Here is a 25,511-nt window from a genome sequence, read left to right on the forward strand (position 1 = left end):
TCCTAATCGATAGCAATAGTTCCCAGTCGTCGTCACCTCTAATCACTATCTTTTCCAGCGCCCCACAGCTCATCAAACAATGCCGGTGAAGCTTTAAGGTAAGTGGCTTTACCCGTTTCCTCCAACCACCGCTCACGAATCATTTCACTGCGCTGTAATCGCGCATCAACATCCTGAAAAGTGGGATTATCAAACCACATGCGGTGCGATTTCCAATGACAATTGATATAACTCACTGCTTTTACGACATCAGGATTATCGGTAACGGTTTTAAAGAAGGGTACAAACCAATTATCCCAAGCCTCTTCCGCTTGTGCGGGGTTAGAAAGAACCGTCTCTTTTGTTTTCCCGTTCGTCTTGGTAGTGGCCGTAGAGATGGTGGGAGTAGCTTCTGCAATAAAGACAGGTTTACCATGCTGCCGGGCAAACTCCACCATGTTGGCTTCCTCCCAGCGGGAGAAGAAGGAGTAAGCACACCAGTCAACGTACTCATCACCTGGATACCACGATGCTAACAAATCTAAAGGCTCATCCGCACCATGTGATTGCCAGACGTAAGCGACATTCTTCACCCCCATCGAATCATATCGGTCTTTTATTCGCCGAAAGGCAGTGATAAAGTCTTCCCGATTATAATGATTCCACGAGCCGCTGAACTCATACCCTATTCGTAAAAATACCGGACGCGGGTGCAATGATTTCAGCCACTCCCCAAAACGGTCGACCATCTCATCCTGCTCACCACGGGCAATTTCTCCTTCATGATTGACCATCCAAAAACCTATCGCCAAGGCAGAATGCTTGAAATCTTCATCAGCCAACTGAAGCGACATATTATTATCACTATCGCCCCAATCATCGGTTTCCCAAATGCCATCCAAGCCTTTCATCACGTAACCAAAAGAGGTGTCACCGGGGGAGATGCCCGAATACATGGTGAAACCTCCCGGTGTGGGGAAGTGATCGAAGTATCCGTCGTTGTAATCTTCCAAACCTCCTACCGATTCCAAATCTTGCCCCACAAAGAGAATACATTTCCCATCGGCGGGTTCAAATTTTGCCAGGGGGCGAACTTCTGCCGTTGGCTCCGAAGAGGTGTTTTCTTCTGCCGATTCGTTAGGCTGACAGCTGCTTAACAGGATTAACAACGCGAAAGCGAGGTTTTTTTTAACACATAGCCACATAGTTCCTTTCTTTGTATTGCTTAATTTTTATCACATAGCCACATAGTTTTTCGGAAGGCCATCGCGCTATGTAGTAAATTCTTGGTAATCAAACCAGGCGAAGTCTGCGTGATGATTCTGGCCACTTAGGTCTTGACAGCATAGGCCAACAAAAGCCCCCGTGAAGGCTGGGCGATAACGATTGGTTTCATCACGAACGTAATCATCTGACAAGATACTGCCGTCTAACACCGGGCCACAGCGTTGCCAATCAGCCCCATCCAGCGCGTAAAAACACTGTATGGCCGAATGTTGCCAACGGAATTTTAGCTTAATATTCCCTTCGTCGGGCAACACTATAGGTACCCGCAACATTTCTTCAATTTCGTATTTATCACAACGTAATAACTGCAACTCTCGGCCTCCTTTGTCGGTGCCCTGGATGTATAAATAGTACCAATGATAGGTATTGTAATAAGCTACCAGGCCTGCCATTTGCTGAAAATTTTTAGGCTGAAAATCAAGAGCAGTTGCGACTTCTGTATTAAAGTGCTGCACACGCCGGGCCAGTAAAGACTGACGGTGTAGAGAACTCAACGATTCCTGCCCATAAAGGCGAAGAAAACCGGGGCGGTCTGCTAACGTACACCAGTCTTCGGTAATCGGAATACGCAAAGACTGAAAGTTGATATCCAGAGACTTGGTTGTAAATGCTACCCTCACGTCGCTTGGCGGTGCATTCTCGATAACTTCATTTCCTATTGTAATATTTTCTCTGACCAGCTTATTTCCTTGCTTTAGCTGCGGCCAACCATTGTGCCAAACAACCTCCTCCAATACTGTTTCTCTACCCAATACACAACGTCCTTTTGTAGAGAGTGGGCGCCCCGTGAGGGCAACGATGTACCAGTCTCCATCGAGGCTTTCCACCAAGTCAGCGTGCCCTGTTTTCTGGAAAGGCGCTTCGGGATTATCCCTTGCCGTCATGATGGGGTTTTCGGGATGAACCTCGTAAGGGCCCAATAAATGCCGAGAACGTGCCATACTCACCGCGTGCCCGTATTCGGTGCCTCCTTCCGCCGTGATGAGGTAGTAATAACCGTTGCGTTTATAAAGGTGCGGGCCTTCCGTAAGCCCTAATTCCGTTCCTGGAAAAAGAGGCTGTAATTTGCCAATTAGTCGTTGTTCTGAAGCAGAGTATTCTTGTAAAAAAACACCACCGGAAAACTTCCCTTGCCGGTGATCTACCAACATACTTAAATAGTATTTCTTCCCGTCGGGATTATGAAACAAGGAGCCATCGAAACCGCTACTGCTGAGAAAAATGGGGTCCGACCAGTCGCCAAGAATATCTTGGGTAGTCACCAAATAGTTAGGTGTATCTTTCCAAACGCCTTGAAAGGATTTCACATTGGAGTAGACCAAATAGAAGGTCCCATTATCGTAACTCAAACAAGGTGCCCAAACACCACCACTGTCAGGCACGCCCTGCATATCCAACTGCGATTTCCGGTTCAGCGGACGTGCGACCAACTCCCAGTTTATCAAGTCTCTTGAGTGATGAATTTGCACACCAGGAAACCACTCAAAAGTGGAGGTTGCAATGTAGTAATCCTCTCCTACCCTAATAATCGAAGGATCTGGATTAAAACCTCGCAGTATAGGATTTTTGAGCATTAAAAATAGCTTTACAAGAACGCTTGCCGGGAAACTTCCCAACAAGCGCTTACTTTTTTACCTGGTATATTCCGCCTCAATAGCCTCCAAGGTTTTGCCCTTGGTTTCTGGTAGAATCTTCAAGAAAAGGAAGAAGCCAACTGCGGCTATCAATCCATAAATCAGGAAGGTCGTTGCATTGCCTAAAGTGGCAAGCTCCCAAGGGAATATCCGCGAAATCAGCCAGCTGGCGAAACCGTTGATAAACCCAACAAAGCCAATGGCCAAGCCTCGGTATTGATTGGGGTAAAGCTCTGATAGCATCACCCACATGACGGGGCCAAGAGAGAACGCAAAACAAGCGATGAACGCAAGGATGCCAATCATCACCAATACAGCATTTATCTTGGTGGCCTTCTCCAGAATATCTCCTTCGTATTTTTTGTAAACTTGCTCGCCAATGGCTGCCTTCATTGTATTTTTGAAGTCCAAATCATTGGTAAACGTTTGTCCGTAATAAGGTGTTAACGCTGTGGCGTCAATCTCTTCTGTCAGCGCTTTCGCATCGTTTTCCGTAAGGGTATAAGTAGCTTGATTAAAACTAAATGCACAAAGTAACATACTGGCGGCAATGCCGCCAATACCCATTAGCAAGAGCGGGCGACGCCCAACTCGGTCGATAAGGAAAATAGCGATGATCGTAAATACCACCGTGGTCAAACTCAACCATACGCCAGATGCAAAGGCCGCATCGGTACCAATGCCTGTTTGCTTAAAAATAGAAGTAGCGTAAAAATATACCGCGTTGATCCCTGTCACTTGCTGTAGTATGCCGATGGCAATTCCTACCCACAAAATGTACTTGAGCGCTGGTGCAAATAAGTCTTTTATTTTGGGCTTTTCTGTGTTTTTATTTTCCAGGATACTCTTCTGAATATCTTCTGCCTCTTGCCTAGCAACAGCAGATCCGTGGAGTTTGACCAACACCTGCTCGCCTTCTTCTTTCATGCCTTGCAGGTAGAGCCACCTCGGGCTACGCGGCACAAAAAACAAGAGTACAAAGTACAAGATCGCAGGTACAAACTCTACGCCCAACATCCATCGCCAAACCGTTTCATCCGTAAGACTACTGGCCGGGTCATTATTTAAATGATTGAGATACGCATTGCAAAGAAATGCAGCGAAAAACCCTAATACAATATTTAGTTGCTGAATAGACACCAACGATCCGCGCTTAGCTGCCGAAGATATTTCAGCGATAAAAGTAGGCGCAATAATCAGCGCTGCTCCGAAGGCTAATCCACCAACTAATCTCGCAACATAAAGTGCCTCGTAAGAGCCTGCATAAGCCGACCATATTGCCGATAACGCGTAAAGAAAAGCGACTGCTTTCAATACCACTCTTCGTCCAATGCGATCACTCAAACGCCCCGCGACCAGCATGGCAAACATGGCTGCCATCGTAGGGGCCGCCACAATACTACCATCTTGCGAGTCTGTCAATTCAAAGAAAGGACTGGCAAAATTCATTACGCCGGAGATAATCCCGGCATCAAAGCCAAAGAGGAAGCCGCCAAGCGACACTACGACCGCTAAAAAAATTGTAAACCTGGTAGATGATGATTCCATACCTTAAATTGGTTAGATAGTTAGTTGGTTAGATAGTAGGAAGGTTAATTCGAGGCTTTGACCCTAATCATGCCGTAGCTAGTGGTATCCCAAAACAACACTCCATTCATCACAATGATAATGAAAATAGCATCAGTAATCTCCATACAATTATAGTTATACTCGTCACGAAGTGGCCTAGCGAACACCACGCCACTTCGTGCCAGGTACATGACTAGGCATATTGATTGATAATGTTTTCAAATAGTTCTTGCCTACCTGAGCGTTGTTCCGGCTCACCATCACGCTGAGCGATTTTGGCCAAATCGGCAAAACTCAGTGCGCCATCAGCAAAAGCCTTGCCTTCACCATTGGCAAAAGAGCTATAGCGTTCTTCTCTCAACTTCAGATAAGGCGATTGTTGCATCACTGCATCAGCTGCTAGTAAAGCTCGTGCAAATACATCCATGCCCCCAATGTGGGCGTAGAAGATATCGGCTAAATCGGTAGAGTTCCGGCGTGTTTTCGCATCAAAATTGATACCTCCACCTTGCACACCTCCTCCGGCAAGGAATACCAGCATTGCTTCTGTCAACTCCATCACATTATTGGGAAATTGGTCGGTATCCCATCCGTTCTGGTAGTCGCCGCGATTGGCATCCATGCTACCCAACATACCCGCATCGGCTGCTACTTGCAGTTCATGCTGAAAAGTGTGCTGCGCAAGGGTAGCGTGGTTTACTTCGATATTGAGTTTGAAATCATCAGCCAGACCATATTCTCGCAAGAAATTGATCGACGTAGCTGCATCAAAATCATACTGGTGCTTACTCGGCTCCATCGGCTTGGGCTCGATAAAGAAGGTGCCCGTAAATCCTTGTGCTCGCGCGTAGTCTTTAGCCATGTGAAGGAAACGAGCCATGTGGTCTAGTTCCTGCTTCATATCGGTGTTAAGGAGCGACATGTAGCCTTCGCGGCCACCCCAGAACACATAATTCTCTCCACTTAGCTTGATAGTTGCATCAAGGGCGATCTTCACTTGAGCGCCTGCGCGTGCCACCACCGCAAAATCGGGGTTGGTCATCGCACCATTCATGTAACGAGGGTGCGAAAACAAGTTGGCTGTTCCCCAAAGGAGCTTCACACCGCTGCTCTTTTGCTTCTCCAAGGCATAGTCCGTGATGGCCTCTATCCGGCGCTCACTTTCAGCCAGCGTATCGCCCTCGGCTACCAGATCGAAATCATGGAAACAGTAGTAAGGAACGCCCAGTTTTGTGATAAACTCAAACCCAGCATCCATCTTGTTTTTTGCTTCATCAACGGCGTCGGTTGCTCCCAGCCAAGGGAAATTCTTGGTAGGTGCACCAAAAGGATCCCCGCCTGTGCCACAAAGGGTATGCCACCAAGCCACCGCAAAGCGAAAATGCTCGGCCATTGTTTTACCTGCGACTACCCGGTCGGCTTCGTACCAACGAAAGGCCAGCGGGTTATCCGATTCCTTGCCCTCGAAAGGGATTTTGCCAATACTTTTGAAATATTCTTTACTTCCTGTTGTTATCATGGTTTGGTGGTTGATGGTTTGGTGGTAAAAAAATGACCTAAACGACTTCGCGCATCCAGCCTCCCTTCCCCTGCAAGATAGCGACGGGCAATCAATAACTGTCAGATATCCTAGGAGTGATTTTAGCTTTACTCATCGTTAAAGAACCGCCTCCCTTAGCTATGGCTAAGGTCGGGAACCTTTGCCTCAATCAAAGTCAAAATCACTTGCCTATTAAACCCGACAGTTATTAATCGTCCGTCGCATAGCTCCCGAAACAATACCATACTTGCTAATGGGAAGGGCCGAGAATGGGGCTTTGATGGTTGTTGTTGTTTTTTACAAAAAAAATATCAAAGAATCATCTCTTCAAGATCGCTACGCCATGCTTGGTAAGCGTCCTGATAGCTACCATTTCTATCCACGGGCTCGTAAGCCGTCACCAATTTATTATCAGTCATTGCTTGTCGTACGCTGCTGTAAATCCCAACGGCTACGCCAGCTGCTTTTGCAGCACCAATGGCACCCGTGGTTTCCAAAACTTCGATCCGACTGCCCAGCAAATTGGAAATTGTACCAGAAAAAACGGCCGATTGAAATAGGTTGTCATTCCCTACTCGCATGACCTGCAAATTGAGTCCCATCTCCTGCAATATTTCCATGCCGTAAACAAAAGAAAAGGCAATACCTTCCAGCGCTGCCCGATAAAAGTGAGCACGCTGATGGCGGTTAAACTGCAAATTATTGATCTTAGCGCCAGGAGCTTTATTTCCTAACATTCGCTCTGCACCATTGCCAAAAGGTAAAATCCGCAAGCCATCGGCTCCTGGAGGGATAGCGGCGGCGGCTTTTTCCATTTCAGGGTAACTCATACCATGCTCCGCCATCTGTTGTTTTATCCAACTATATTGGATTCCTGCCCCATTGATACAAAGTAAAATGCCTACACGAGGAGCCTCACTACTGTGATTGACATGCGCAAAGCCATTGACCCGCGATGCAGGATCATAAAGCGGTTGATCAACAACACCATAAACGACACCAGAAGTACCTCCGGTAGCCGCCACTTCGCCAGCTTCCATTACATTCAACGAAAGTGCATTGTTAGGCTGATCGCCTGCCCGATAATTGACGGGGGTGCCACTGGTCAGTCCTGTTGCCTTGGCAGCCACAGTCGTCACCTCTCCTTGCAAAGAGAAAGTGCCTACCAATTCCGGCAATAGACTTTTATCAAAACCATAATAATCCATCACCAGCGCTGCGGGCGCATTCTCCTGAAAATCCCACAAAATTCCCTCGGACAGGCCGCTTGCAGTCGTCCGTATTTCGCCCGTCAGCCGCATAGCGATATAGTCGCCCGGTAGCATTATTTTGTGGATACGCTCGTACAGCGCAGGTTCGTTGTCTTTTACCCACTTGAGCTTGGAAGCGGTAAAGTTGCCTGGAGAATTGAGCAAGTGCTGCAAACATTTTTCGCTCCCAATTTCTTCGGCAGCTTTATCTCCGATTGCGACCGCACGGCTGTCGCACCAAATGATTGAAGGGCGCAGTACTTTCTGGTTTTCGTCCACAAGTACCAATCCGTGCATCTGGTAGGCAATACCTATGCCTTTGATCTGCGCAGGGTCCACACCCGTGCTTTGCAGAAGCTTCTGGGTTGCCAGGCATACATTGGCCCACCAGGTTTCGGGATCTTGTTCAGCCCACCCTGGTTGTACGGCCAGCATATCCAGTTCCGTTTCCGGCGATTGCGCCACAGCCAGTTGCTTTCCCGTTTGAACATCAACCAAAGCGGCTTTGATAGAAGAGGAGCCGATATCGTAGCCGAGTAGATACATAGTAGTAAGGTTTACTACGTCAAAAGTACGTCGTTTAAAGAAAAACATCCTTGTTATACTGCCGTGATACTTTTGTTATACTTCACCGCTAATTTTGTTCCTATCAAATCGAGCAATTACAACGCGCTAAAAAACGCGAACTATTTATCAAAAACATCCAGTAACCTAGTTTATCTCGTAACTATATATACAAGCGCTTTAGTCTCGGCTTCAAAAAAACAAAAACATCAATAATAATGGGAACTTCCTCTTTTGCCTACCTCAACGAATTTACTGCCAATTCTTCAGCAGTCAACACGCTCCAAGATGCCTTTGATCCATTATCTGTGCGCACCTTGGCTCGTGGCACCTATCTCTTCTTACCAGATGATCGAGCCGATATGGTTTATTATATCCAAGAGGGCCAAATAAAGCTGGGCACCTATGGTGCTGGTGGCAAGGAAATCACCAAAGCTATTTACAGAACAGGAGAAATCGTAGGCGCCATGGCCTTACTAGGAGAGCAAAAACACCACAACTTTGCCTGCACCCTAGAGCGTGTGAAAGTGCGCGTCATGAAAGTCTCGGAGCTTCAAAAGAAAATTCGCCAGCATCACAGTCTTCATCTAGAACTGATGCGCCTCGTAGGCCAACGCTTACTAGCTACAGAACATCGCCTGGAATCTATGGTATTCAAAAACTCTCGAAGTAGAATCATTGAATACCTGCACCAGCTGGGCCAAAAACAAGGGCAACGAGTAGGTTACGAAGTGCTCGTTCGCAAATTCTTCACTCATCAGGAAATTGCCAACCTAACGGCTACTTCCCGACAGACGGTAACGACCATCCTGAACGAACTGCGCAATGACAACATCATCACCTTTAATCGCAAACGATTACTGATTAGAGATATGGAGTTGTTGGCAAAGAAAGTAGGGTGAAATTTCACTGTACTAGGTACTTAGTACAGGTATAGGGATTTCGAGAACCCTAAATGGGTACAATACCAAGTACTATCTGCTTTTTACCTAGCACGAGAAGGTATAAAATGTTCAAAACGCTAGTGCTTTGTCAAGTTTGAAACTTCGGGTTGATGCTTGGTGATTTGTTCGTTACGCTTGGTAGGTGGTGTTTATCCCGATCCTCGGGATTCGCGGCGGTGCTCGCTAAAGCTCGCGGTCAGCGCGGCTGCCGCCGACACAGTCGGTACCACCGTGATCCCGACTTTTAGTTGAGAGAACACTGCCAGTCCGGCGTAAAAGTGCAAAACCCAAGCTTTTGAACACCGCATATTCAAACTTGACAAGCCACTAGTCATAAATCACTAATCAGCAGACAATACCAGCACCAGGTCCATATTGATGGTGATGCAATTATCAACTTTAATAGCGCCCATCATAGCACGAGGAGGTTCGATATTGAAATTGGTTAGGTAAATGGGTTTGGCCCCAACGAAGCGATAACGTTGATAACCGAGGTGAGTACCTCTAATGTGCATAATTACGTCTCTGGCTTCACCGGCTATCGTCAGGCGCAAGCGGGCTTGCAGGTCTTCCCATTCATGGCATTCTCCAAACAGCTTATGATCATGAGCTTTTACGCTCAACAACTGTATATCTACAGAAGGGTGCTTTTCGGCTGCCAGGGCTTCGTACATGTCTTTGTTCATGACCCGGTTACCGCAATCAAGTGCCTCCACCGGCAATTGCAAAAGACTGTTTACGAAAGTAAAACCATTGCCTTGTTCGGCCGCCATCGTAAACCGCCCGCCCTGAAGAGAAGACGTACAATGGCAAGTGAAATCAATGACGTTGCTACTGCCTTCCAGGTACAGCTTACTTTCCTGATCAATTGTATAGGAAAAAGAAGAACGCTCCGCAAAAACAGGATCGGGCTTCACGGGTAGAAAAGCCGTAAACATTCCAATGGAAAACAGTGCAAAGAGTAAGCTTTTCATAATTCAGACAGGTAGCAGAAAGCCTCCCGGAAAGCGATATGCTTGCGGGGAGGCTTTCGTCGTTCAAAATTTATTATTGTGATATTGCTTAGAAACCAACCGCGGCCTCTACCATTACACCTTTGAAGTAACCTTCGTTGAAGATGTTCTCACTTGGGTAGTCCTTATACTGCTGATCTACATAAGATAACTTGAGCAGTAAGTTAGGCGTTGGGAACCATCCTGCAGCAATCTCCATACGGTTTACGGTAAGGTCCATAGGTTCTTCGCTAGCGTCCGTTATTCTGGAACTCAGCGCACCAGTAACCGTATTGTATCGAGCACCTACGTACACCTGTTCGCGAGGAAGGAAACGGTAAATACCTTCTACAGCGATCTGGCTTACTTGACGCTTTTCAGGGTTTTCAGCATTTTCTTTGCGAGGGTCACTGCTGGCGTAGCCCTGAGACTGCTCGTAGGTAGCAAACAATTCAAATCCTTGAACTTTCACAAAGGGGTTGATCTGGAAGCTGGTTACGTTTGTCGTAAAGCCAGGGTTCAAGCGGCCAGAGAAATCTCCCTGTGAAGCTGCTGATTCCATTACTTCGTAGAAACGAGATCCTGCACGGTCACCACCATAAAGGGTACTACGTCCTGATTCGGGGTTCATGTATACGCTACCAGACAGGCGGAAGCGAGTGGTCTCGTTCAGTTGTTTGTCAAAAGCTAGCTTACCGTAGACAGATGCTTTGCGAGTATTATTTGTTACATCTCCTTTGATAAGGCCATTAGAAGCACCGACCATTACCATGAGGTTCTGGGAAGGGAAAGCGTACACCTCACCACCGATCTCGGTGGCAAAAGCGTCCATGATGTAGTTGCCTACAAACGGGTTCCAGATGGCGTTACCATTATCTGTACGGCGGAAGTGCTGATCACCATAGTTCACCTCCATGTGGCCGATTTTCACCCGCAGGTATTTGTCGAACCAATCGGAGTTGTTAAACATAGGCAGCTTATCCACCTGGATGTATCCTCCTTTTACCCAAAATTCTGAGTGGTGGCGAGAAGACATATAGTTTTCCAAAGATACCCGAATACCGTCTTCAAGTTGAAAATCAAGGTTAAGGTTGGCCGTAGCCAAGTTGAAGCCACTACCCAAATCGTACAATGCATTTAGGTTAGAACCGTCTGGGCCGAGGATTTCGTCGGCGCTATTGCCGTGCTCCAGTCCTTGATACTGCTGCGTAAAGCTACCTCCTACTCTTAGGAAACGCTTATCGAAGGTCGTGGTCATATCCTTTGCAGGTTCGAAAACGTTGACCCCGTCTTGATCGTAAGGGCGCCAGTTTGAGACCTGAGCAGCAGCTTGTTGCCACATGCCGAAGCTAATTAACAGGATAAATAGGGAACGGAAAAAAGTGGTGGTTTTCATAACTTAATTATTAAGACAATGAATGATTTTAAATTAGTTGGTTGTTAGTTAGGGCTGAGGGTCAGGTTGAAGTTAATCGTCACTTCGTCACCTGTAGTCATCGTACCCAATAGGGCCGTCGGTGGGTCAATCCCGAAATCTGTCATTTTCATGGGGTAAGCACCACTCACTTGATATTGGCCATCGGCCAATGGAGTGATCATTACTTCCAGGTTTATTGTTTTGGTAACTCCTGCCACCGATAGTCGACCTTTGGCAGCTACCTTTGTACCCTTGTTCGTAATCGTAGCACTGGTCATCGTAAAGACGATATTGGGATGCTCTTCTTCTTTCAGCGCATCGTACGTTTTGCCATCCATAATCCGGCCTTTGGTACTGATAATACCATCGACAGGAATATTGACTTTTACGTCACTCAGCTCGCTCAGTATGCCATCGGAAAAGTTAAAAGTTCCCCGCCAGCTGATCTTCGTTACAGCAGATTCCCAATCGTGTACATTAGAAGTACCGGAGATGCTAAAATCAGATTTAATCAGTCGATAAGATTGCCCACTCAAAGGGGCGATGACTAGCGTCGTCAGGAAGGTAAGAAGGAGAAAATTTAAAGCTTTCATTTTGCTTTGCTTGCTGGTTCAAGGCAAAGATGTGGGCTTATTAATAGTATTACTATTACATTTATCACTACAGTTTAGTGATTTAAATCACATAAGCGTTAATTGGATCGAAAGGTATAAACATGACTCTATCAACTACAACAAAATCCTCCCTTAACTACCCTTTAATCAAAGATTTAGCAGCCGAAGCACGGTCAATAAAAACAATACCATTTGATCTACTCATACAGTGCCGCTCCCCGAAAACGAATACTCCTATTTAGCGTATATAGCTGGTTTCCGAGGTCAAATCCCGTGAGGTAATTCCTGTCAGGTGTCCCTGTCCAAGATCGTCGTTTCCTTCTCACGTAGCGTCTATACCCTTCGCCTATTTTCCCGATAGTCACCGTTGATTCTATTTATAAACGATCTCCGTATCTGGCAAAGCCTTTCGCAACCGCGGAATGATCGCTGGCGGCAGCGGGTTGTCTGCAATATTCAACACCCGCAAATGCCGCATTCGAAAGATACTACGTGGCAATTCCGTCAGTTCATTCCCTGAAATATCCAATTCCTCCAGCTGTTCCAGTATTTTCAAATCGGCAGGCAACTCCGTCAACTTGCAGTCGTGCACCGACAATTTCCGCAGGTTCTCCAGGTTAAGTATCGGTGTCCAGGCTGCTGCTACCTCATGGTAGTTCAGGTTCAGGTTTTCCAAAGCAGTGAGTGTAGGTAAGATTTGAGTAAAACCTTCAGGCAAAGGGAATACCTGCTGACGAAAAATCATCCGCCGCCGAGCGCCCAGGTTTATCCGTATCACTTCTTCTTTCGCTACTTCGGCTATTTGCTCCCAACGGGTAAACACAAAATCAGGGCTCAACCAATACTTCCCCGTAGCTAACCATTCCAGCCGATAGGCAGGCACATAAGTCCCTTCATTGTAGTTGCAGCCTACCACACCCGGTATTGGCAGCCAAACTTCGCGGCACGAATCTTGCCAGACCACTTGCCCACTGGTATCCAGTAATTGATAATTCCTGACATTCCTGTAGCGAGCCAAACTACCAGGCCTATGCATCACGGGGCCCCGTTGTCTCATCGTCCCCTCACAGCGTTTTGGATCACCAGGGGCACCTACAATCGCCAAACCGTATCGAAAACTATTGGCATAGCAGTAACGCGCAGCAATGGCCCACTCCCCCTGCCTATCAAGGTACCCCAGATGGCCTGTAAGTGTATCATGGGCCAGCGCCCTGCCGTCCTCATAGTCGAGCAGATAATCAAACTGTGGTGCTTTCACCCACTGCCCATCCGTATTTAAAATGCCCAACTTACGGTCAGTCGCAGCCGTACCTACAATCAGCCTACCTTCGCTAAAAGCATTGGCACCTCGGTACGTTATTTCCAAATCCGGATGCAGCAGCCGACCAGTAGTATCAATAACCTGTAGTTGATTTTCTTTTCCTTTTACCAAAAGGTAGCCACCTTCACTGAAGGGCCAAGCCGAATTAATTTGCCAGTGGTTTATCGTCGGGTTGGCCAGTGTATCCCAGGACAGTTCCTTCCCGCGGCGACTCTTCAAGTGGAGCAGGTAACTTTGTTCCAAAGTGTCTTTTACAAAAAAACAATCTTTACCCAGATCCACTATCGCTTTATAGACAGGAGGCACGAAAAACTGCCCTAAAGTATCCATTAACCCCTGATAAGCACCGCTCCCTACTACCGTTAGCCCTCGTTCATCAAACTTACTGAGCATCTTCAGTTCCCTGCCCAGTACATAGCCATCTTTGTGCCACAGCACCCCTCGTTCGCCATCCATAATTACAAAAAGCAACTGGCTGCCCATTTCTCGGGCCCACGTAAACTGAGACAATTCTTCAATGCTACCATCCAGGTGCAGCAAGGCATAGTCATTGGGCGCCGGATACTTGCCGTTTTTCCATAGTAGTATTGGCCACTCTTTTACCGGAGCCATAGCAGCATCGTGCCCCGATACACGCCACTCTCCCGGCAGTTCATGCAATGTTTTGCCTTCCGAAGTCACGATCCAGCCCCCCTTATCGCCTGCGTAGGCACGTACGTAAATGTGTTGCCCCCACAGGCCAAGACATGGTAGCAGGGCGAAAAGTAAAAACAGGTTTTTCATTAGTTTGATTATTTGTTGATGGTTGATGGTTCATGGTTGAATTTAAAAAAATGAAACTTATATGCTCTTCTATGAACTTATATGGTTCAAAAGTTTCAAGTGCCTTCGGTGCTTCTACCCCATAACTACTTTTCAGCAATTCGACTATTTGGCATCCCCGCCTACTCCGCTAAGGCGTCGTGCCGGCCGGGCTATCCGCTCCTATGCTCCTTCGCTTTGCTACGGCGCATACCGCTGCTATCCCTGGCTGTGCGCTCCCGATGGAAGATCGGGATGCGCCGTGCTCCCCTATTCCGTCCGCAAAAACCTTTAAATCCCTACTAATCAAGCACCACTTTTTTTAAAAAACACATCTTTTGCACGTTACCTTTTGCGTAACTTACGTTATTAATGCAAGATATTACCTTTCTAATCCAACCCCTTTTAACTATGCGCCATTATCTTTTACCTTTTTTATTGCTCCTTGCTGCCTTTGGTAACCTGCTCGCGCAGGAAGGCACAACTGCCGAAGCAGAAGCACAGCAATTCTCTGTGTACTTTGCCAGTGCTAGTGCCGAACTAGATGCTGCTGCTCAGGCACAGCTCCAAAACCTCATCGATCAGCTACAAGGCATGGGCGATTATCGCCTCGAGTTGGCTGCCCATACAGACAGCCGAGGCNCTAGCCGCTACAATGATCAGCTGGCACAAGAGCGCGCTCAATCGGTGACCAACTTCCTCGAACAGCAGTACATCACCACCGATGGTATGCGTACCCTCGCCCTCGGGGAGCAGGAAGCCGGCAACGACCGCAACTCCGAAGAACTTCAGCGCGACAATCGACGGGTAGATGTTATCGTCAGTGGCTGGTACTGGCAGGGCATCGGCAGCTTACGTGACAGCCTCGCGAAGCCACTTGCACAAAAACACATCATTGATGCCGACCAAGACCAACTGATCGAAGGCCAGAAAGGGGGCCGATTCTTCCTCACCGCCAACAGCTTTGTCACCGCTACCGGCGAAGAAGTTACTGGTCTTGTTGACATAGAACTTACAGAATGCTATTCCCTCGGCGACATGATCAGCCAGGGCCTTACAACAACGGCGCAAGACCGCATCCTGGAATCAGGTGGTATGCTGGAGATCAATGCTTACCAAAATGGACAGCGCTTGCAGCTGAAGCCTGGTAGTTCTATCGCATCTTCCGTGCCTACCAATGAGTTCCGCCAAGACATGTCGCTCTTCTACGGCCAAGCACACGGCGAAGAAAACCAGGATATCGACTGGGCCAACTCTGAAGCACCGGTACAAAGCAGGCTTCCTCGGCTTACTTTTGCTCCTGGACCTATACGCCCGTCCTGGATGACTTTTGCCCTTATTTACCTCAAGCAACCCGACGACGAAGCGGACCCACGACTACCCAAAAAGCCCAAAAGTACCAAGCCTGTTCGCCCACGCGAACCCAACTACGACAATATTGCCTACTACCCACAAGGTCTGGAAAAGATCTTCATGGGCAAAGCTACCCAAGAGGAACGTACGGCAGAAAAAAGAGAAAATCGCCGAATCCGGTACGAAGAATCTATCAAGAGCTACGAAGAAAGGATTGCCAATTACAACCAGTCTTTGGTAAAGTATCGCTTGGCGATGGAGGAATACAACACGATACGTAAAGGTGAAGTCGACGAAAATGGCTTTATCACTACTGGCCCTATGTACGAATACCTTAAAGCCAAAGCAGATTCTGCCTTTGCAGCCGACCAACGACAGTACCAGCGCGACAGCACAGGCTATGAAGGGTACCGCCGCAGAAAAACCGAAGCTTACGAACGCCGGGTAGATGCGCTTGGGCAGGTAGACGCCGGCGTTGTCAGCTCTTATTTCTTCAACATCAATCAGATGGGTTGGGCCAATATCGACCGCTTCTTGAAGACCGTAGAAACAACGCCACTGGCTGCTCGCGAAAACGCCACAGAGACAGACGCCAAAGCGATGGTCTTCCTCATGATTCCCGAGCGAAACATCATCCTTAGGATGCCTTACCGCGACCAGAAAGGATTCGTCTTATCTCGTGTGCCGGTAGGAGAAACGGCCAAAATCATGGCGATCAAAGTGCAAGACAAGAAGGCTTACCTCTCTAGTCAGGAAGTCATCATCACCGACGACTTGCTGATCACCCTCGATTATCGCCCTGGCCGCTTGCGGGATATTCGTGAGGAGTTGGCGGGGATTTAGTTTTTTTTGAACCACATAGGTGTTTTTTGAACCACATAAGGCACTTAAGGGCACCTAAGGTTTTTGTTTTTTTATCACATAGGCACATAAGTAGAGAAACTTATGTGCCTATGTGATAAATACCTTCAAGATTCAATTTGCACTGGCGGAATTTGCACAATTTCAAAGGTAGCCGATGCCAGACGGACTTTCTCTTCGCTGGCCAAGAAGGCCTTACCTATCTTTTCGTTGAGGATGTGTTTGGTATTTCTCCGCTTTTTATAATCGACGATATAGCGGAGGTTAAACTGCATCCAATTGTCCGTCATGGTGATGGCCAGGGTGGGAGCAACGACCGCATCTTCGATGTAATATTTATTGACGACCTCCTGCCATTTTTCAATAGATTGATTGACATATTCAGAGAGGGTTTCTTTCGCAATTTCGACGATGATAGATTTCGCCAACTCCACGTCTGAGCCGTACCGAACGGGCAGCGTAAGTTCATCCCAAACGAAGGGAAAATCCTGTGAATAATTGTAGATCGGCCCTTTGAAAACGAAGGCGTTGCTGAGCTTTACGATTCTGCCACTGTAGTTATCGCTGCTCACCCACTCCCCTATCTCCATCATGGTGGTGTAGATGCTGTCTACATCAATTACATCACCTTTGATTCCGTTGATTTCGATGCGGTCACCCGGCTTGTAGACCCTCACCAGGAAGATGTAAAAAGAACCCGCGATACTCAACACCAGCTCCTGTAGCGTAATGGTGATACCTGCCGTGAGCAAGCCAATGGCTAGCGTAAAATCCTGGATATTCCCTGTAAAATAAGAGATCGTCAGAAGGATAATAAACAGATAACCGATGATCTCTACGCCTTTCTGCGCCTTGTACCGCACCGAAATATCCGGCAGCCGCCGCTTGAGGAGCCGCCGCAAAAACGAAATCCCCAATATAATGACCACTACCCACAGCAGGTACTTTAGTAGTTCGGTGGCGGTGGCGTGCTCCGTCATCCACGTTTTCAGGTAATCCAGGCTTTCCATAGGCGTTGTTTTGCAGGTGTGCTAAGCGTTTGTTACCAGCAGTTTCTTCTAGCCGCGGAGACACGGAGACACGGAGGTTTTTTATGGGATATCCCATAAAAATACGCTGTGCATGGGCACCTCTCATGCAAAGTGTTCGGGCAAGTGCGATTTGCTGATGAATTACCAAGAACGGAAAAAAAACTATCACCTGGAAAAAGAAAACGCAGTGGTGGTGGGTGATTTGTGTCAAAAGGGAAGGGCTCTTGAAAAAAAGATGTTAAAAAAAGTCACGAAAAGGTGTTTTTGAGCTTATAGGAGTAGGAAAGTTACTTATCAAAAAATATTAAGCTAGGGAACAGCACGAAAATAGATTCCGATTTTGTTTTGCACAATAGTTGACTAAGCGTTTCATTTAAAGCGTGTTAACTATTTGAAAAACTCAGAAAAATCGTAATCTTTTTTCTGCGCAATACTAATCTCTCTCTGAAAAAATTCAATTGGTAGGTCGTCTACACCAGTTTATTAAACGAAAAGGTACGGGCTGCCACAGGGCCTTTGCCAAACGTTTGGGTATTTCTGTATCTGCTTTGTATCGGCACCTTGATACCTTAAAAAATCTAGGCGCGGAGATTGAATATTCCACTGACAGCAAAACCTATTACTACCTGAATAATTTTGAGTTTAATTTTTGAGTTTCCCGTTTTCTGGGAAAGTTGACCTTGATATTAGCACTGTTAAATGAATTAATCATTTTTTTAAAAAACGCGCCAATGAAAACTTTTAATTATGCTTTGGTAATGATGCTTTTAGTCATCCTAAGTTGCCAAAAAGAAGACTTGACTCCCCTTCCTGAAGAATCCTTATCAGGAAACCAAACGGTCTCATTCCGATCAACACCCATTGCTGACAGAGATGCCGATTTAGTAAATGCTTTTTACGAAGACTTACTCGACCTACAAGATCGCACTGGGTTTTACGATACTTTTTACGAACAATATGGTTATATCGCTTGGTCGAAAACCATAGAGTATGTCACCCCCGGAGTAGGAAAACTACTAGCCATTCCGGTACAATCGCCCAATGGAGGTACGTCTAATGGAATGTTTCTCTACTATTCAGCGGGAAGTGACAAGCGGATACAATTTATTGATCGAACGGAAGTAGAGACTAAGATCAGTGCAAATGCATTCTCTGAAATAAGCAAAGACGAAGAATTCGCTTATCGAAATTTCTTGCTCACCGATTTAAAGAGTGGCATTGCTACCGAAAATTTGTCCCCTCCCGATATGGATGTCTTTTTTGGAGGAGAAGGAGAAGGCTCTTCTTGTCAGGGTGGTTCTTTTGAACACATATGCGTGTATATTACAGGTGGCCTTGAAGGATTAGATGCCAGAACACTTGTAGGGGATTATATGGATGAAAACTATGGCGTATACGGAACAATTGATGATCAGTTTGATGGCTTTACAATTGATGAACTTACCACCTACCTACAAAGCGAAGGTTACAACAATACAGGTCCAAGTGGTATTAGCTCCGAAGATTACCTAGAACTACAACGTTATTACAATGATCGTTTAGCCTTCTATTTAGCAACAGGGATAGGTGGCGATATTTCTGGCGTTTTATCTGGATATCGCCCTGCTATTGATTTAGAAGTAGAATGCTTTGATGTCTGGGTATGGTGTTGGCAAGACCCCGCTGATTTTGGTATTATGATCGGCGGTGGCGGTGGCGGTGGCGGCGGAAACGAAGATTTCCACCCCACCTGGCAGGAAGAATACGTCCGATTAAGGTTTTGTGAAGGAGTAAATGACATCTTTGACACCGGCCCCGACAACCCATCGCAATTGCATCCTGATTATGATTTCTGTGCAATTTGGATGGCTTATCTCGAGGATTGTATCCTACCCAATCAACCCGGATTCAATGAGTTTGAAGCGATTTCTTCTTACGAGGGGCTTATATTGACCTGGGCTGAGTTTCAGTACAACAACCCAGAATTGTTTACCGCAGTCATCGCAGACCCGGCAGACTGTACGCCTACCAACGAACTGGATGATTACACCCCCGAAGACGAAAACCTCATAGATGAAGAATGTCGTAATGCGCTGCTGGATTTCCTGGCCACTTATGGCATCACGCTGACCAAAGAGGAAAGATTGGCTATTTTGACTTCAGGAGGAAATCCTGAATGTACGGATCAAGAGGCTTTTGAGGAGTGGGTGATCACAAAAACTGCAGAGCTCTTTTCCTCAAGATATGACCATGAAAATCCTCCATCTGAGACTGCTGTTTTTTTTGATAGAACACTTGAATGTTTTTCATTTAATTTTATCCCCCAAACCAGCGGTGCAGGGCAGATTGCATGCCTAGACAATTTGTATCTTTCAAAAAATTTCGGAGGCTTGCACTCTAATACTGACTTCTTTTGTGGACATTTCACTCTTCCTAGAGTACGATATTCAGGAGAAGTAATTTCAGCAGGTAAAGCAGCTGATTGTGCTGCATGGGCTGCTAATGCAGCTGCAACCATTGTGGGATTTGCATTTGCAGAATCACCTGATTACAGTATGACCGATGAAGCTATGATAAGACTTTTTAAGGAAACATTTAGAATCAAAATGGCTCTAACTGATTGTGGATATGGAGTTATGACTAACTGTGAGGCAGCAGATTGCTTGGCCACTCCTTCATCTGCACTATGGAATGAAGGATTCTTCGAATGGCTTGATGAACAGTTTTTCGGATGTGAATAATAAGCATTTCAATTACTTTATAAAAAAATAAGTGTAACAACTTTCTTTTGATATTCCTACCCAATCTCATTGTAGTAAGTTTCTTAGCAAAGATTATCACCAAAAGCTGTTACACTTATTTTTTGTCTTTTAAACAATTGAACAAAATCAAAAAAAATGAATACCCTGATTGTTACTATTAAGCTCTTGATTGGTTTTTACACTGTTTCCATTCAAGGAAATTTCATTGTCGTTGCTTATTACTCCAACGAGCTGACGGAAGAACCTGACATAATTTCTGTCTTAGATATGGACACTGAAAAATCCTTTAAGTTTGAGGGGGATAGTATTGTTTCTATGGTAGCACTCTTGGAAACAAATAAGGAAAAAACCATGCGCCTATTGGACACTCCTGTTCCAAGAGGAGCAGAAACGCTTCTCGACTACGAGTGTGAAATTTATTCGCAGTCCCATGAGATGACCAACTATCTTAACAACCAAGGCAAAGCAGTACTTCAATCACAGGTCTACATGAGTGACGTGCCCCTATTGAGGAAATATTTACACAACGAAAACATCATCAAATTCATCCCCTATTTTGGAACAGATAGCTTTACTGAGTTTAATAAATTTCGATTAAAACTAGAAGAAACGACTCACCACTCACCAATCTTAATATTCGAAATTATCGGTATTGAAGAAGTAATAAATCTTCACCCCAAAATAGTTTCAGCTATCAGCCGAGTTAAGCAAAAAACAGCTTCTATTGGCAATTGAACCTAGCAAAATGGAATACGCTTAAAGCCTTATTTTAACTACGCTTATAGCTTGCAACTGTTATATTGCATATCATTTTCATTATCAGACATATGCTTTTTTCACTCCCCCTCTAATACATCTCACAAACCATAAGTAATCATGGCAGTCATTTTATTCGCATTACTTGTAAACATAACTCCCTGTAATAGCCCATCAATTATTGCAAATGCTATAAGCTACATTGTTAATGAATATTACGAAAAAGAACATGAGCTCATGTTACAAAAAAGTTGTTCTTATTTCGAATCATCCATATCCTAATCTCAAACTAATATTGGAGCAAATAAACAAGCAGTTACCTGAACTGGATATAACTTATCAACCATTTAATCCGGCGAAAAACCAATGTACTTTGGTAGATGGAGAACTTGGCATCGTAATTCCTGACAGCTTGTGGACTACAAGCACAGGAACTTTCCAGTGTGAGTTTCAATCTGTTGTCGAAAACATTTTTGGAACGCTTACATTCGAAATCAATGTTGACAATAACAGTACCTCCTTAGATAAAATCGAACTCTTCAGTACATCAATTGGATATCCTCCTCGATAAACTCAAAATTGGAGTCAAACCACAACCATGAACTACCTACTTCTGCTCATTTGGGCAAACTGCATTAACACTATGGATGGACTATACATTTACTACGTACCAGACTATTTCACAATTTCATACATAGAAATCGGCTTGATCAATATCGACTCGGCGGAAGAGACTGGTACTCTCTATACCCATNCGGGGGAGGTTATCACCGAAACGAAGATCAAGTATCAGGGGAGCGATACGATCCTAGCGGAGGACTTGCGGATGGTCTTCTCAAGAACCTCAGATTTGGTCATCCAGATGGACATCACGGAACTCCCTGAAAGTAGGCCAATTTACTACCACCGCCTCAAAAGGCCTGCGTTGATTGACCCTTTGCCCTCCTTCCCTGAAGAGGTGCAATTAAAGGTCATTGATGATTACTATTTCTTGGTCAAGGTAGATAAGGGGCTTACTACACTTTATCCCGTCACAGCAATAAGAGCTAGTTCCATTGATTTTTGGGATCTACCTGCGCGGCAGGTTAAGTCGCTAGACTTTTAGCGAGAAACAATATATTTTAATTATGAAGAACCAAACCCTTCACTACCTACAACTGGCTGGCTACAGTATCGTACTGTCCATCGTAACCTATATGATTATTTACCTTCCGGTAAGCTCATTAAATATCATCTCGGATGACCTACTCGGGGGCTACTTTTTCATGGCTTATATTTCAATATTTGTCGTGATACTAAATGCCTTTTTCATTCTGTGGAACAAGGCCAGGGTCGAAGATTTTTCTATTAGGATACTGTTCTTTAAAATGGTGAAAATCTTTATCCCCGTTTTTTATTTGGCAATGATTTTGTCCATGTGGATTAATTACACTGGGGGTTCGGAGCTATTGGCCTTTCTAAAAGGTATTTTCTCCGCTCCAAAAAGCCTTTACGTAATGGGTACCTCTCTACTAGGAGCCTTGGTGTACTATTTCGTTTTCTCGGTGCTCTTTGTCAAGCTATACGGGATGGTGAGAAAAAGGTTGTGATTTTTTTTTACCATATCAACACTTCCTGGAGGAATTCAAAACCCAAACTTTGAATTGGACACACACATTCCTTTGTCGGAAATAACAGATGACCTGCTTGACATTTTCTTTCCATAAAATAAAAGAGCATGATAGAAGAACAAGAAATAAATTTTTCAAAGACCTTCCATTTTGATTGTACTTTACTACTGAGTCACAAGAGTATGTACTCCTCACTATTAGATTCAATCTTTAATGAGTATAACTACTTTAAAGAAAGTTCTTTTACTCCTGTTTTCTCAAGAAGTACTTTAGATACTTTTAGGCTGTTTGTTTCTTCTTTAGAAGCGTATTTAAATAGTAAACTATACAGCAGGGATCAAGTTTTTGTATATATAGATCCTGAATGGCATACTCTTTTAAAAGAAAAACTTATTCCTTCCTTATTACTGATGGAAAAGGATTTCATTAGCAATAATATCGATTTTGTTAGTTTTAACAAAAGTGATAATATAGGAAAAATGCCAAGTAATTTAGACATCTTGAAAAGAGTCATTTTTTTGTATGAATTACTTGGTAAGACATAACAAAAGACACTGCCAATAATCAACATGAGTCATCCCGAATTTGGCCTTAGCCAAAATCCAGCCTGACTTTAACTTAGAAAGAGTCAATAAATAGCTGAAAAGATTGATTTATCTGACTTTTGTAGAAAACCCCATGATTTCACTAATAAAAATCGTGGGGTTTCTTCTTTATTATATCCGTTTTAGCTAATAAAAACCGTTTTACATGAACAGCCTAAAACTAATTGGCAAGATCCTTATCGGCATCCTTTTACTGGCACTAATAACCGGTAGTATCCTTTATTTTTCACAACAAGAAACCGTAAAAACGAGGATTGCATTCGGGAATGAAGAGAAAATCATCACCCTTCATTCGTCTGATCGTTATATTTATCGTGCTAAAGTAAGCATCAAAGGAGATCTGTCTTGTGACAGACAGGTACAAATTTTGCAGGGCTCCAAAAGGTATAGCCAGCCAATACAACTAAAAGAGGGGCGGGTTAATGAAATTATTTTTGATGGAGACTGGTATGAGAAGGACCTTGGGGTCGAGTTCTTTTCAACAGAGGAAAATTGCGCTGATAATGAAATCCAGGTGACCGTCACTTTTTATGGAGATAAACCTTGAATTGTAAAAGCCTATGTGACTATGTGCTATATACCATCCCCGCTTAGCGTACCTGGCTAGATTTTTTTCACCACATGAGCCACATAAGGTTTTATCTATCTGCCTATGTGGTAAAAAAATAAAAAATCTTAGGTGTCCTTAGGTGCCTTATGTGGTTCAAAAAACAGCTAAGATTTACGCCATGGCCTTACCCAACAGTTTCTCGCGCTGCTCCTGGGCATTTTCTGATTTGAGATAATCATCAAAATCCATGAGGCTGTCGATGATGCCGTGGGGGGTGATTTCGATGATGCGGTTGGCTACCGTTTGCGTTAGCTGGTGGTCATGAGAGGTGAAGATCATGTTGCCTTTGAAGTCGCGCATGGCTTCATTGAGGGAGGTGATCGACTCCAGGTCAAGGTGGTTCGTAGGTTCATCGAGGAGGACGAAGTTGGGGTGAGCCAACATCGCTTTCGACATCATACAGCGCACCTTTTCGCCACCAGACAATACGCTGGACATCTTGTACACTTCTTCGCCAGAGAAAAGCATCCGGCCCAGGAAGCCACGGATAAATTGTTCTTCCTTGTTTTCAGAATACTGACGTAACCAGTTGATCAAATCAAGGTCTTGGTCGCCAGCAAAGTAGCGCTGGTTTTCATTGGGCNCATACGAAGAAGTGATGGTCTGACCATATTCTACTACACCACTATCTGGCGCTAGTTCGCCCGCCAGGATTTCGTACAAGGCGGTGATTGCGGAGCTATCATGCCCCAATAAGGTAATCTTCTCACCCTGGTTGATCGTAAAAGAAACATTGCTGAAAAGCAAGTCACCATTCTCGTCTTTCTTGCTAAGGTTTTCTACCCGCAGGATTTGGTCGCCAGGTTCACGCTCGGGCTGGAAGCTGATAAACGGATATTTACGGCTGGAAGGCTTGATGTCCTCCATGTTGAGTTTTTCCAATGCCTTCTTACGCGAAGTGGCTTGGCGCGACTTGGAAGCATTGGCTGAGAAACGCTGGATAAATTCCATCATTTCCTGACGCTTGGTCTCGGTCTTTTTGTTCTTATTGGCAATTTGTGCCGCTTTCAGCTTACTGGATTCGTACCAGAAGGTGTAGTTACCGGTGTAGATATTGACCTTTTGGTAATCAATATCCACAATGTGGGTACACACCATATCCAGGAAATAACGGTCGTGAGAAACGACGATCACCATGTTCTTGAAATCGGCCAGGAAGTCGGCAAGCCAAGTGATGGTATTTGCGTCCAGGTCGTTGGTAGGCTCATCGAGGAGGAGCATATCGGGGTTACCGAAGAGGGCTTGTGCCAGCAGTACCTTCACTTTTTCCGACCCACTCAGGTCCGACATGTTCTGGTAGTGCAGGTCTTCCTTGATGCCCATGTTACTGAGCAGTTCGGCTGCGTCGCTTTCTGCGTTCCAGCCGCCCATTTCACCAAAGCGGTTCTCCAGCTCTGCCGCCTTCATGCCTTCGGCTTCAGTAGCGTCTGGGTTCATGTAGATGGCGTCTTTCTCTTGCATGATATCGTACATCTCCTGGTAGCCCATGATGACGACATTGAGGACTTGCTCGCTTTCGTAAGCAAAGTGATCCTGCTTCAATACGGCCATTCTGTTGCCGGGCTCGAAGGCAATGTGCCCGCGATTGGCATCAATTTCGCCGGAAAGGATCTTCAAAAACGTAGACTTACCCGCACCATTGGCACCGATAACACCATAGCAGTTGCCCTGGTTAAACTTGATATCTACATCCTTGAATAAAACACGCTTACCATACTGGAGCGCCAAATCGCTTACTGTGATCATGCTTCTTGAGGTTTCCACCAAGGGCAATCCCTTGATTTTGAGGGCGCAAAGGTAAGGGTTTTTATGGAAGTTTCCTTGAATAGGATGGGTGTTTTTTGAACCACTTAAGGCACCTAAGAATATAAAGAAAGCCCGCCTTGGCAACTTCGTTACCAGGGCGGGCTTTATAGTCCTTGTGAAGATTCTTGTTCCAGGGCTCAGAGGGCTGCCCACCCGTCTTGCGGACACCTCCGCCCAAGCGGAGGATAGAGGCCGTAGGGGCGCTTGCGATGCAAACGCCCCTACA

The 25,511-nt window shown here is 45.4% G+C and carries 21 protein-coding genes; 9 read left to right on the top strand and 12 right to left on the bottom strand.

Translation table 11 applies throughout. The features are described 5' to 3' along the window. Nucleotides 1-38: 38 nt before the first annotated feature. From A3EU_RS0112335 to A3EU_RS0112360, 6 genes are all read right to left on the bottom strand, one after another. Nucleotides 39-1,148, bottom strand: a complete 1,110-nt coding sequence (locus A3EU_RS0112335; RefSeq protein WP_169433345.1) for a glycoside hydrolase family 26 protein — start codon at nucleotides 1,146-1,148, stop codon at nucleotides 39-41. 102 nt (nucleotides 1,149-1,250) lie between these two features. Further along, nucleotides 1,251-2,840, bottom strand: a complete 1,590-nt coding sequence (locus A3EU_RS0112340) for a glycoside hydrolase family 43 protein (RefSeq protein WP_026211367.1) — start codon at nucleotides 2,838-2,840, stop codon at nucleotides 1,251-1,253. Nucleotides 2,841-2,897: 57 nt separating this feature from the next. Further along, nucleotides 2,898-4,448: a sugar porter family MFS transporter gene (locus tag A3EU_RS0112345; RefSeq protein WP_020536481.1), complete on the bottom strand. Its 1,551-nt coding sequence runs from the start codon at nucleotides 4,446-4,448 to the stop codon at nucleotides 2,898-2,900. A gap of 44 nt (nucleotides 4,449-4,492) precedes the next feature. Beyond that, on the bottom strand, nucleotides 4,493-4,660 hold the full coding sequence (locus A3EU_RS34245; protein ID WP_020536482.1) for a hypothetical protein: 168 nt from the start codon (nucleotides 4,658-4,660) through the stop codon (nucleotides 4,493-4,495). A 2-nt stretch (nucleotides 4,661-4,662) separates the two neighbouring features. Then, on the bottom strand, nucleotides 4,663-5,988 hold the full coding sequence (gene xylA / locus A3EU_RS0112355; RefSeq protein ID WP_020536483.1) for a xylose isomerase: 1,326 nt from the start codon (nucleotides 5,986-5,988) through the stop codon (nucleotides 4,663-4,665). A 332-nt stretch (nucleotides 5,989-6,320) separates the two neighbouring features. Then, entirely contained in the window at nucleotides 6,321-7,805 is a 1,485-nt protein-coding gene (locus A3EU_RS0112360) for a xylulokinase (protein ID WP_020536484.1), read from the bottom strand. A 236-nt stretch (nucleotides 7,806-8,041) separates the two neighbouring features. Between A3EU_RS0112360 and A3EU_RS0112365 the strand changes: the two genes are divergently transcribed. Next, nucleotides 8,042-8,725, top strand: coding sequence for a Crp/Fnr family transcriptional regulator (locus A3EU_RS0112365; protein ID WP_020536485.1), 684 nt, complete (start codon nucleotides 8,042-8,044; stop codon nucleotides 8,723-8,725). A gap of 383 nt (nucleotides 8,726-9,108) precedes the next feature. Here A3EU_RS0112365 and A3EU_RS0112370 read toward each other — a convergent pair whose 3' ends face one another. From A3EU_RS0112370 to A3EU_RS0112385, 4 genes are all read right to left on the bottom strand, one after another. Then, complete coding sequence (locus tag A3EU_RS0112370; protein WP_044085803.1) at nucleotides 9,109-9,741, bottom strand: hypothetical protein; 633 nt, start codon at nucleotides 9,739-9,741, stop codon at nucleotides 9,109-9,111. An 88-nt stretch (nucleotides 9,742-9,829) separates the two neighbouring features. After that, nucleotides 9,830-11,155, bottom strand: coding sequence for a hypothetical protein (locus tag A3EU_RS0112375; RefSeq protein ID WP_020536487.1), 1,326 nt, complete (start codon nucleotides 11,153-11,155; stop codon nucleotides 9,830-9,832). A 44-nt stretch (nucleotides 11,156-11,199) separates the two neighbouring features. Further along, nucleotides 11,200-11,769 (bottom strand): YceI family protein, encoded by a 570-nt coding sequence (locus A3EU_RS0112380; protein WP_020536488.1) that lies wholly within the window; start codon nucleotides 11,767-11,769, stop codon nucleotides 11,200-11,202. Nucleotides 11,770-12,163: 394 nt separating this feature from the next. Next, on the bottom strand, nucleotides 12,164-13,894 hold the full coding sequence (locus tag A3EU_RS0112385) for a WG repeat-containing protein (protein ID WP_020536489.1): 1,731 nt from the start codon (nucleotides 13,892-13,894) through the stop codon (nucleotides 12,164-12,166). A 429-nt stretch (nucleotides 13,895-14,323) separates the two neighbouring features. Between A3EU_RS0112385 and A3EU_RS0112390 the strand changes: the two genes are divergently transcribed. Continuing rightward, entirely contained in the window at nucleotides 14,324-16,108 is a 1,785-nt protein-coding gene (locus tag A3EU_RS0112390) for an OmpA family protein (protein ID WP_169433346.1), read from the top strand. Nucleotides 16,109-16,233: 125 nt separating this feature from the next. On the opposite strand, the gene A3EU_RS0112395 is transcribed toward A3EU_RS0112390, so the two are convergent. After that, nucleotides 16,234-17,136 carry a mechanosensitive ion channel family protein gene (locus A3EU_RS0112395; RefSeq protein WP_020536491.1) on the bottom strand — a complete coding sequence of 301 codons (903 nt, stop codon included), beginning with the start codon at nucleotides 17,134-17,136 and terminating at the stop codon, nucleotides 16,234-16,236. A gap of 479 nt (nucleotides 17,137-17,615) precedes the next feature. Here A3EU_RS0112395 and A3EU_RS35510 point away from each other — a divergent pair, with 479 nt between their 5' ends. The 7 genes from A3EU_RS35510 to A3EU_RS0112440 all read left to right on the top strand — a co-directional run bounded on the left by A3EU_RS35510 (nucleotide 17,616) and on the right by A3EU_RS0112440 (nucleotide 23,416). Further along, nucleotides 17,616-17,810: a winged helix-turn-helix domain-containing protein gene (locus A3EU_RS35510; protein WP_020536493.1), complete on the top strand. Its 195-nt coding sequence runs from the start codon at nucleotides 17,616-17,618 to the stop codon at nucleotides 17,808-17,810. A 78-nt stretch (nucleotides 17,811-17,888) separates the two neighbouring features. Further along, nucleotides 17,889-19,877: a hypothetical protein gene (locus A3EU_RS0112410; RefSeq protein WP_020536494.1), complete on the top strand. Its 1,989-nt coding sequence runs from the start codon at nucleotides 17,889-17,891 to the stop codon at nucleotides 19,875-19,877. 156 nt (nucleotides 19,878-20,033) lie between these two features. Continuing rightward, a complete protein-coding gene (locus A3EU_RS0112415; protein WP_020536495.1) occupies nucleotides 20,034-20,633 on the top strand; it encodes a hypothetical protein in 600 nt (199 codons plus the stop codon). 316 nt (nucleotides 20,634-20,949) lie between these two features. Then, on the top strand, nucleotides 20,950-21,225 hold the full coding sequence (locus A3EU_RS0112420; protein ID WP_156825744.1) for a hypothetical protein: 276 nt from the start codon (nucleotides 20,950-20,952) through the stop codon (nucleotides 21,223-21,225). 556 nt (nucleotides 21,226-21,781) lie between these two features. Continuing rightward, nucleotides 21,782-22,243 carry a hypothetical protein gene (locus A3EU_RS0112430; RefSeq protein ID WP_020536498.1) on the top strand — a complete coding sequence of 154 codons (462 nt, stop codon included), beginning with the start codon at nucleotides 21,782-21,784 and terminating at the stop codon, nucleotides 22,241-22,243. A gap of 128 nt (nucleotides 22,244-22,371) precedes the next feature. Continuing rightward, on the top strand, nucleotides 22,372-22,809 hold the full coding sequence (locus tag A3EU_RS0112435) for a hypothetical protein (RefSeq protein ID WP_020536499.1): 438 nt from the start codon (nucleotides 22,372-22,374) through the stop codon (nucleotides 22,807-22,809). A gap of 205 nt (nucleotides 22,810-23,014) precedes the next feature. Continuing rightward, nucleotides 23,015-23,416 carry a hypothetical protein gene (locus A3EU_RS0112440; protein ID WP_020536500.1) on the top strand — a complete coding sequence of 134 codons (402 nt, stop codon included), beginning with the start codon at nucleotides 23,015-23,017 and terminating at the stop codon, nucleotides 23,414-23,416. A gap of 174 nt (nucleotides 23,417-23,590) precedes the next feature. Here the strand turns inward: A3EU_RS0112440 and A3EU_RS0112445 are convergent, their stop codons facing one another. Continuing rightward, complete coding sequence (locus A3EU_RS0112445; protein WP_020536501.1) at nucleotides 23,591-25,225, bottom strand: ABC-F family ATP-binding cassette domain-containing protein; 1,635 nt, start codon at nucleotides 25,223-25,225, stop codon at nucleotides 23,591-23,593. Between the last annotated feature and the right edge of the window lie 286 nt (nucleotides 25,226-25,511).

It is taken from the genome of Lewinella cohaerens DSM 23179 (genome assembly GCF_000379805.1).
GTDB lineage: Bacteria > Bacteroidota > Bacteroidia > Chitinophagales > Saprospiraceae > Lewinella > Lewinella cohaerens.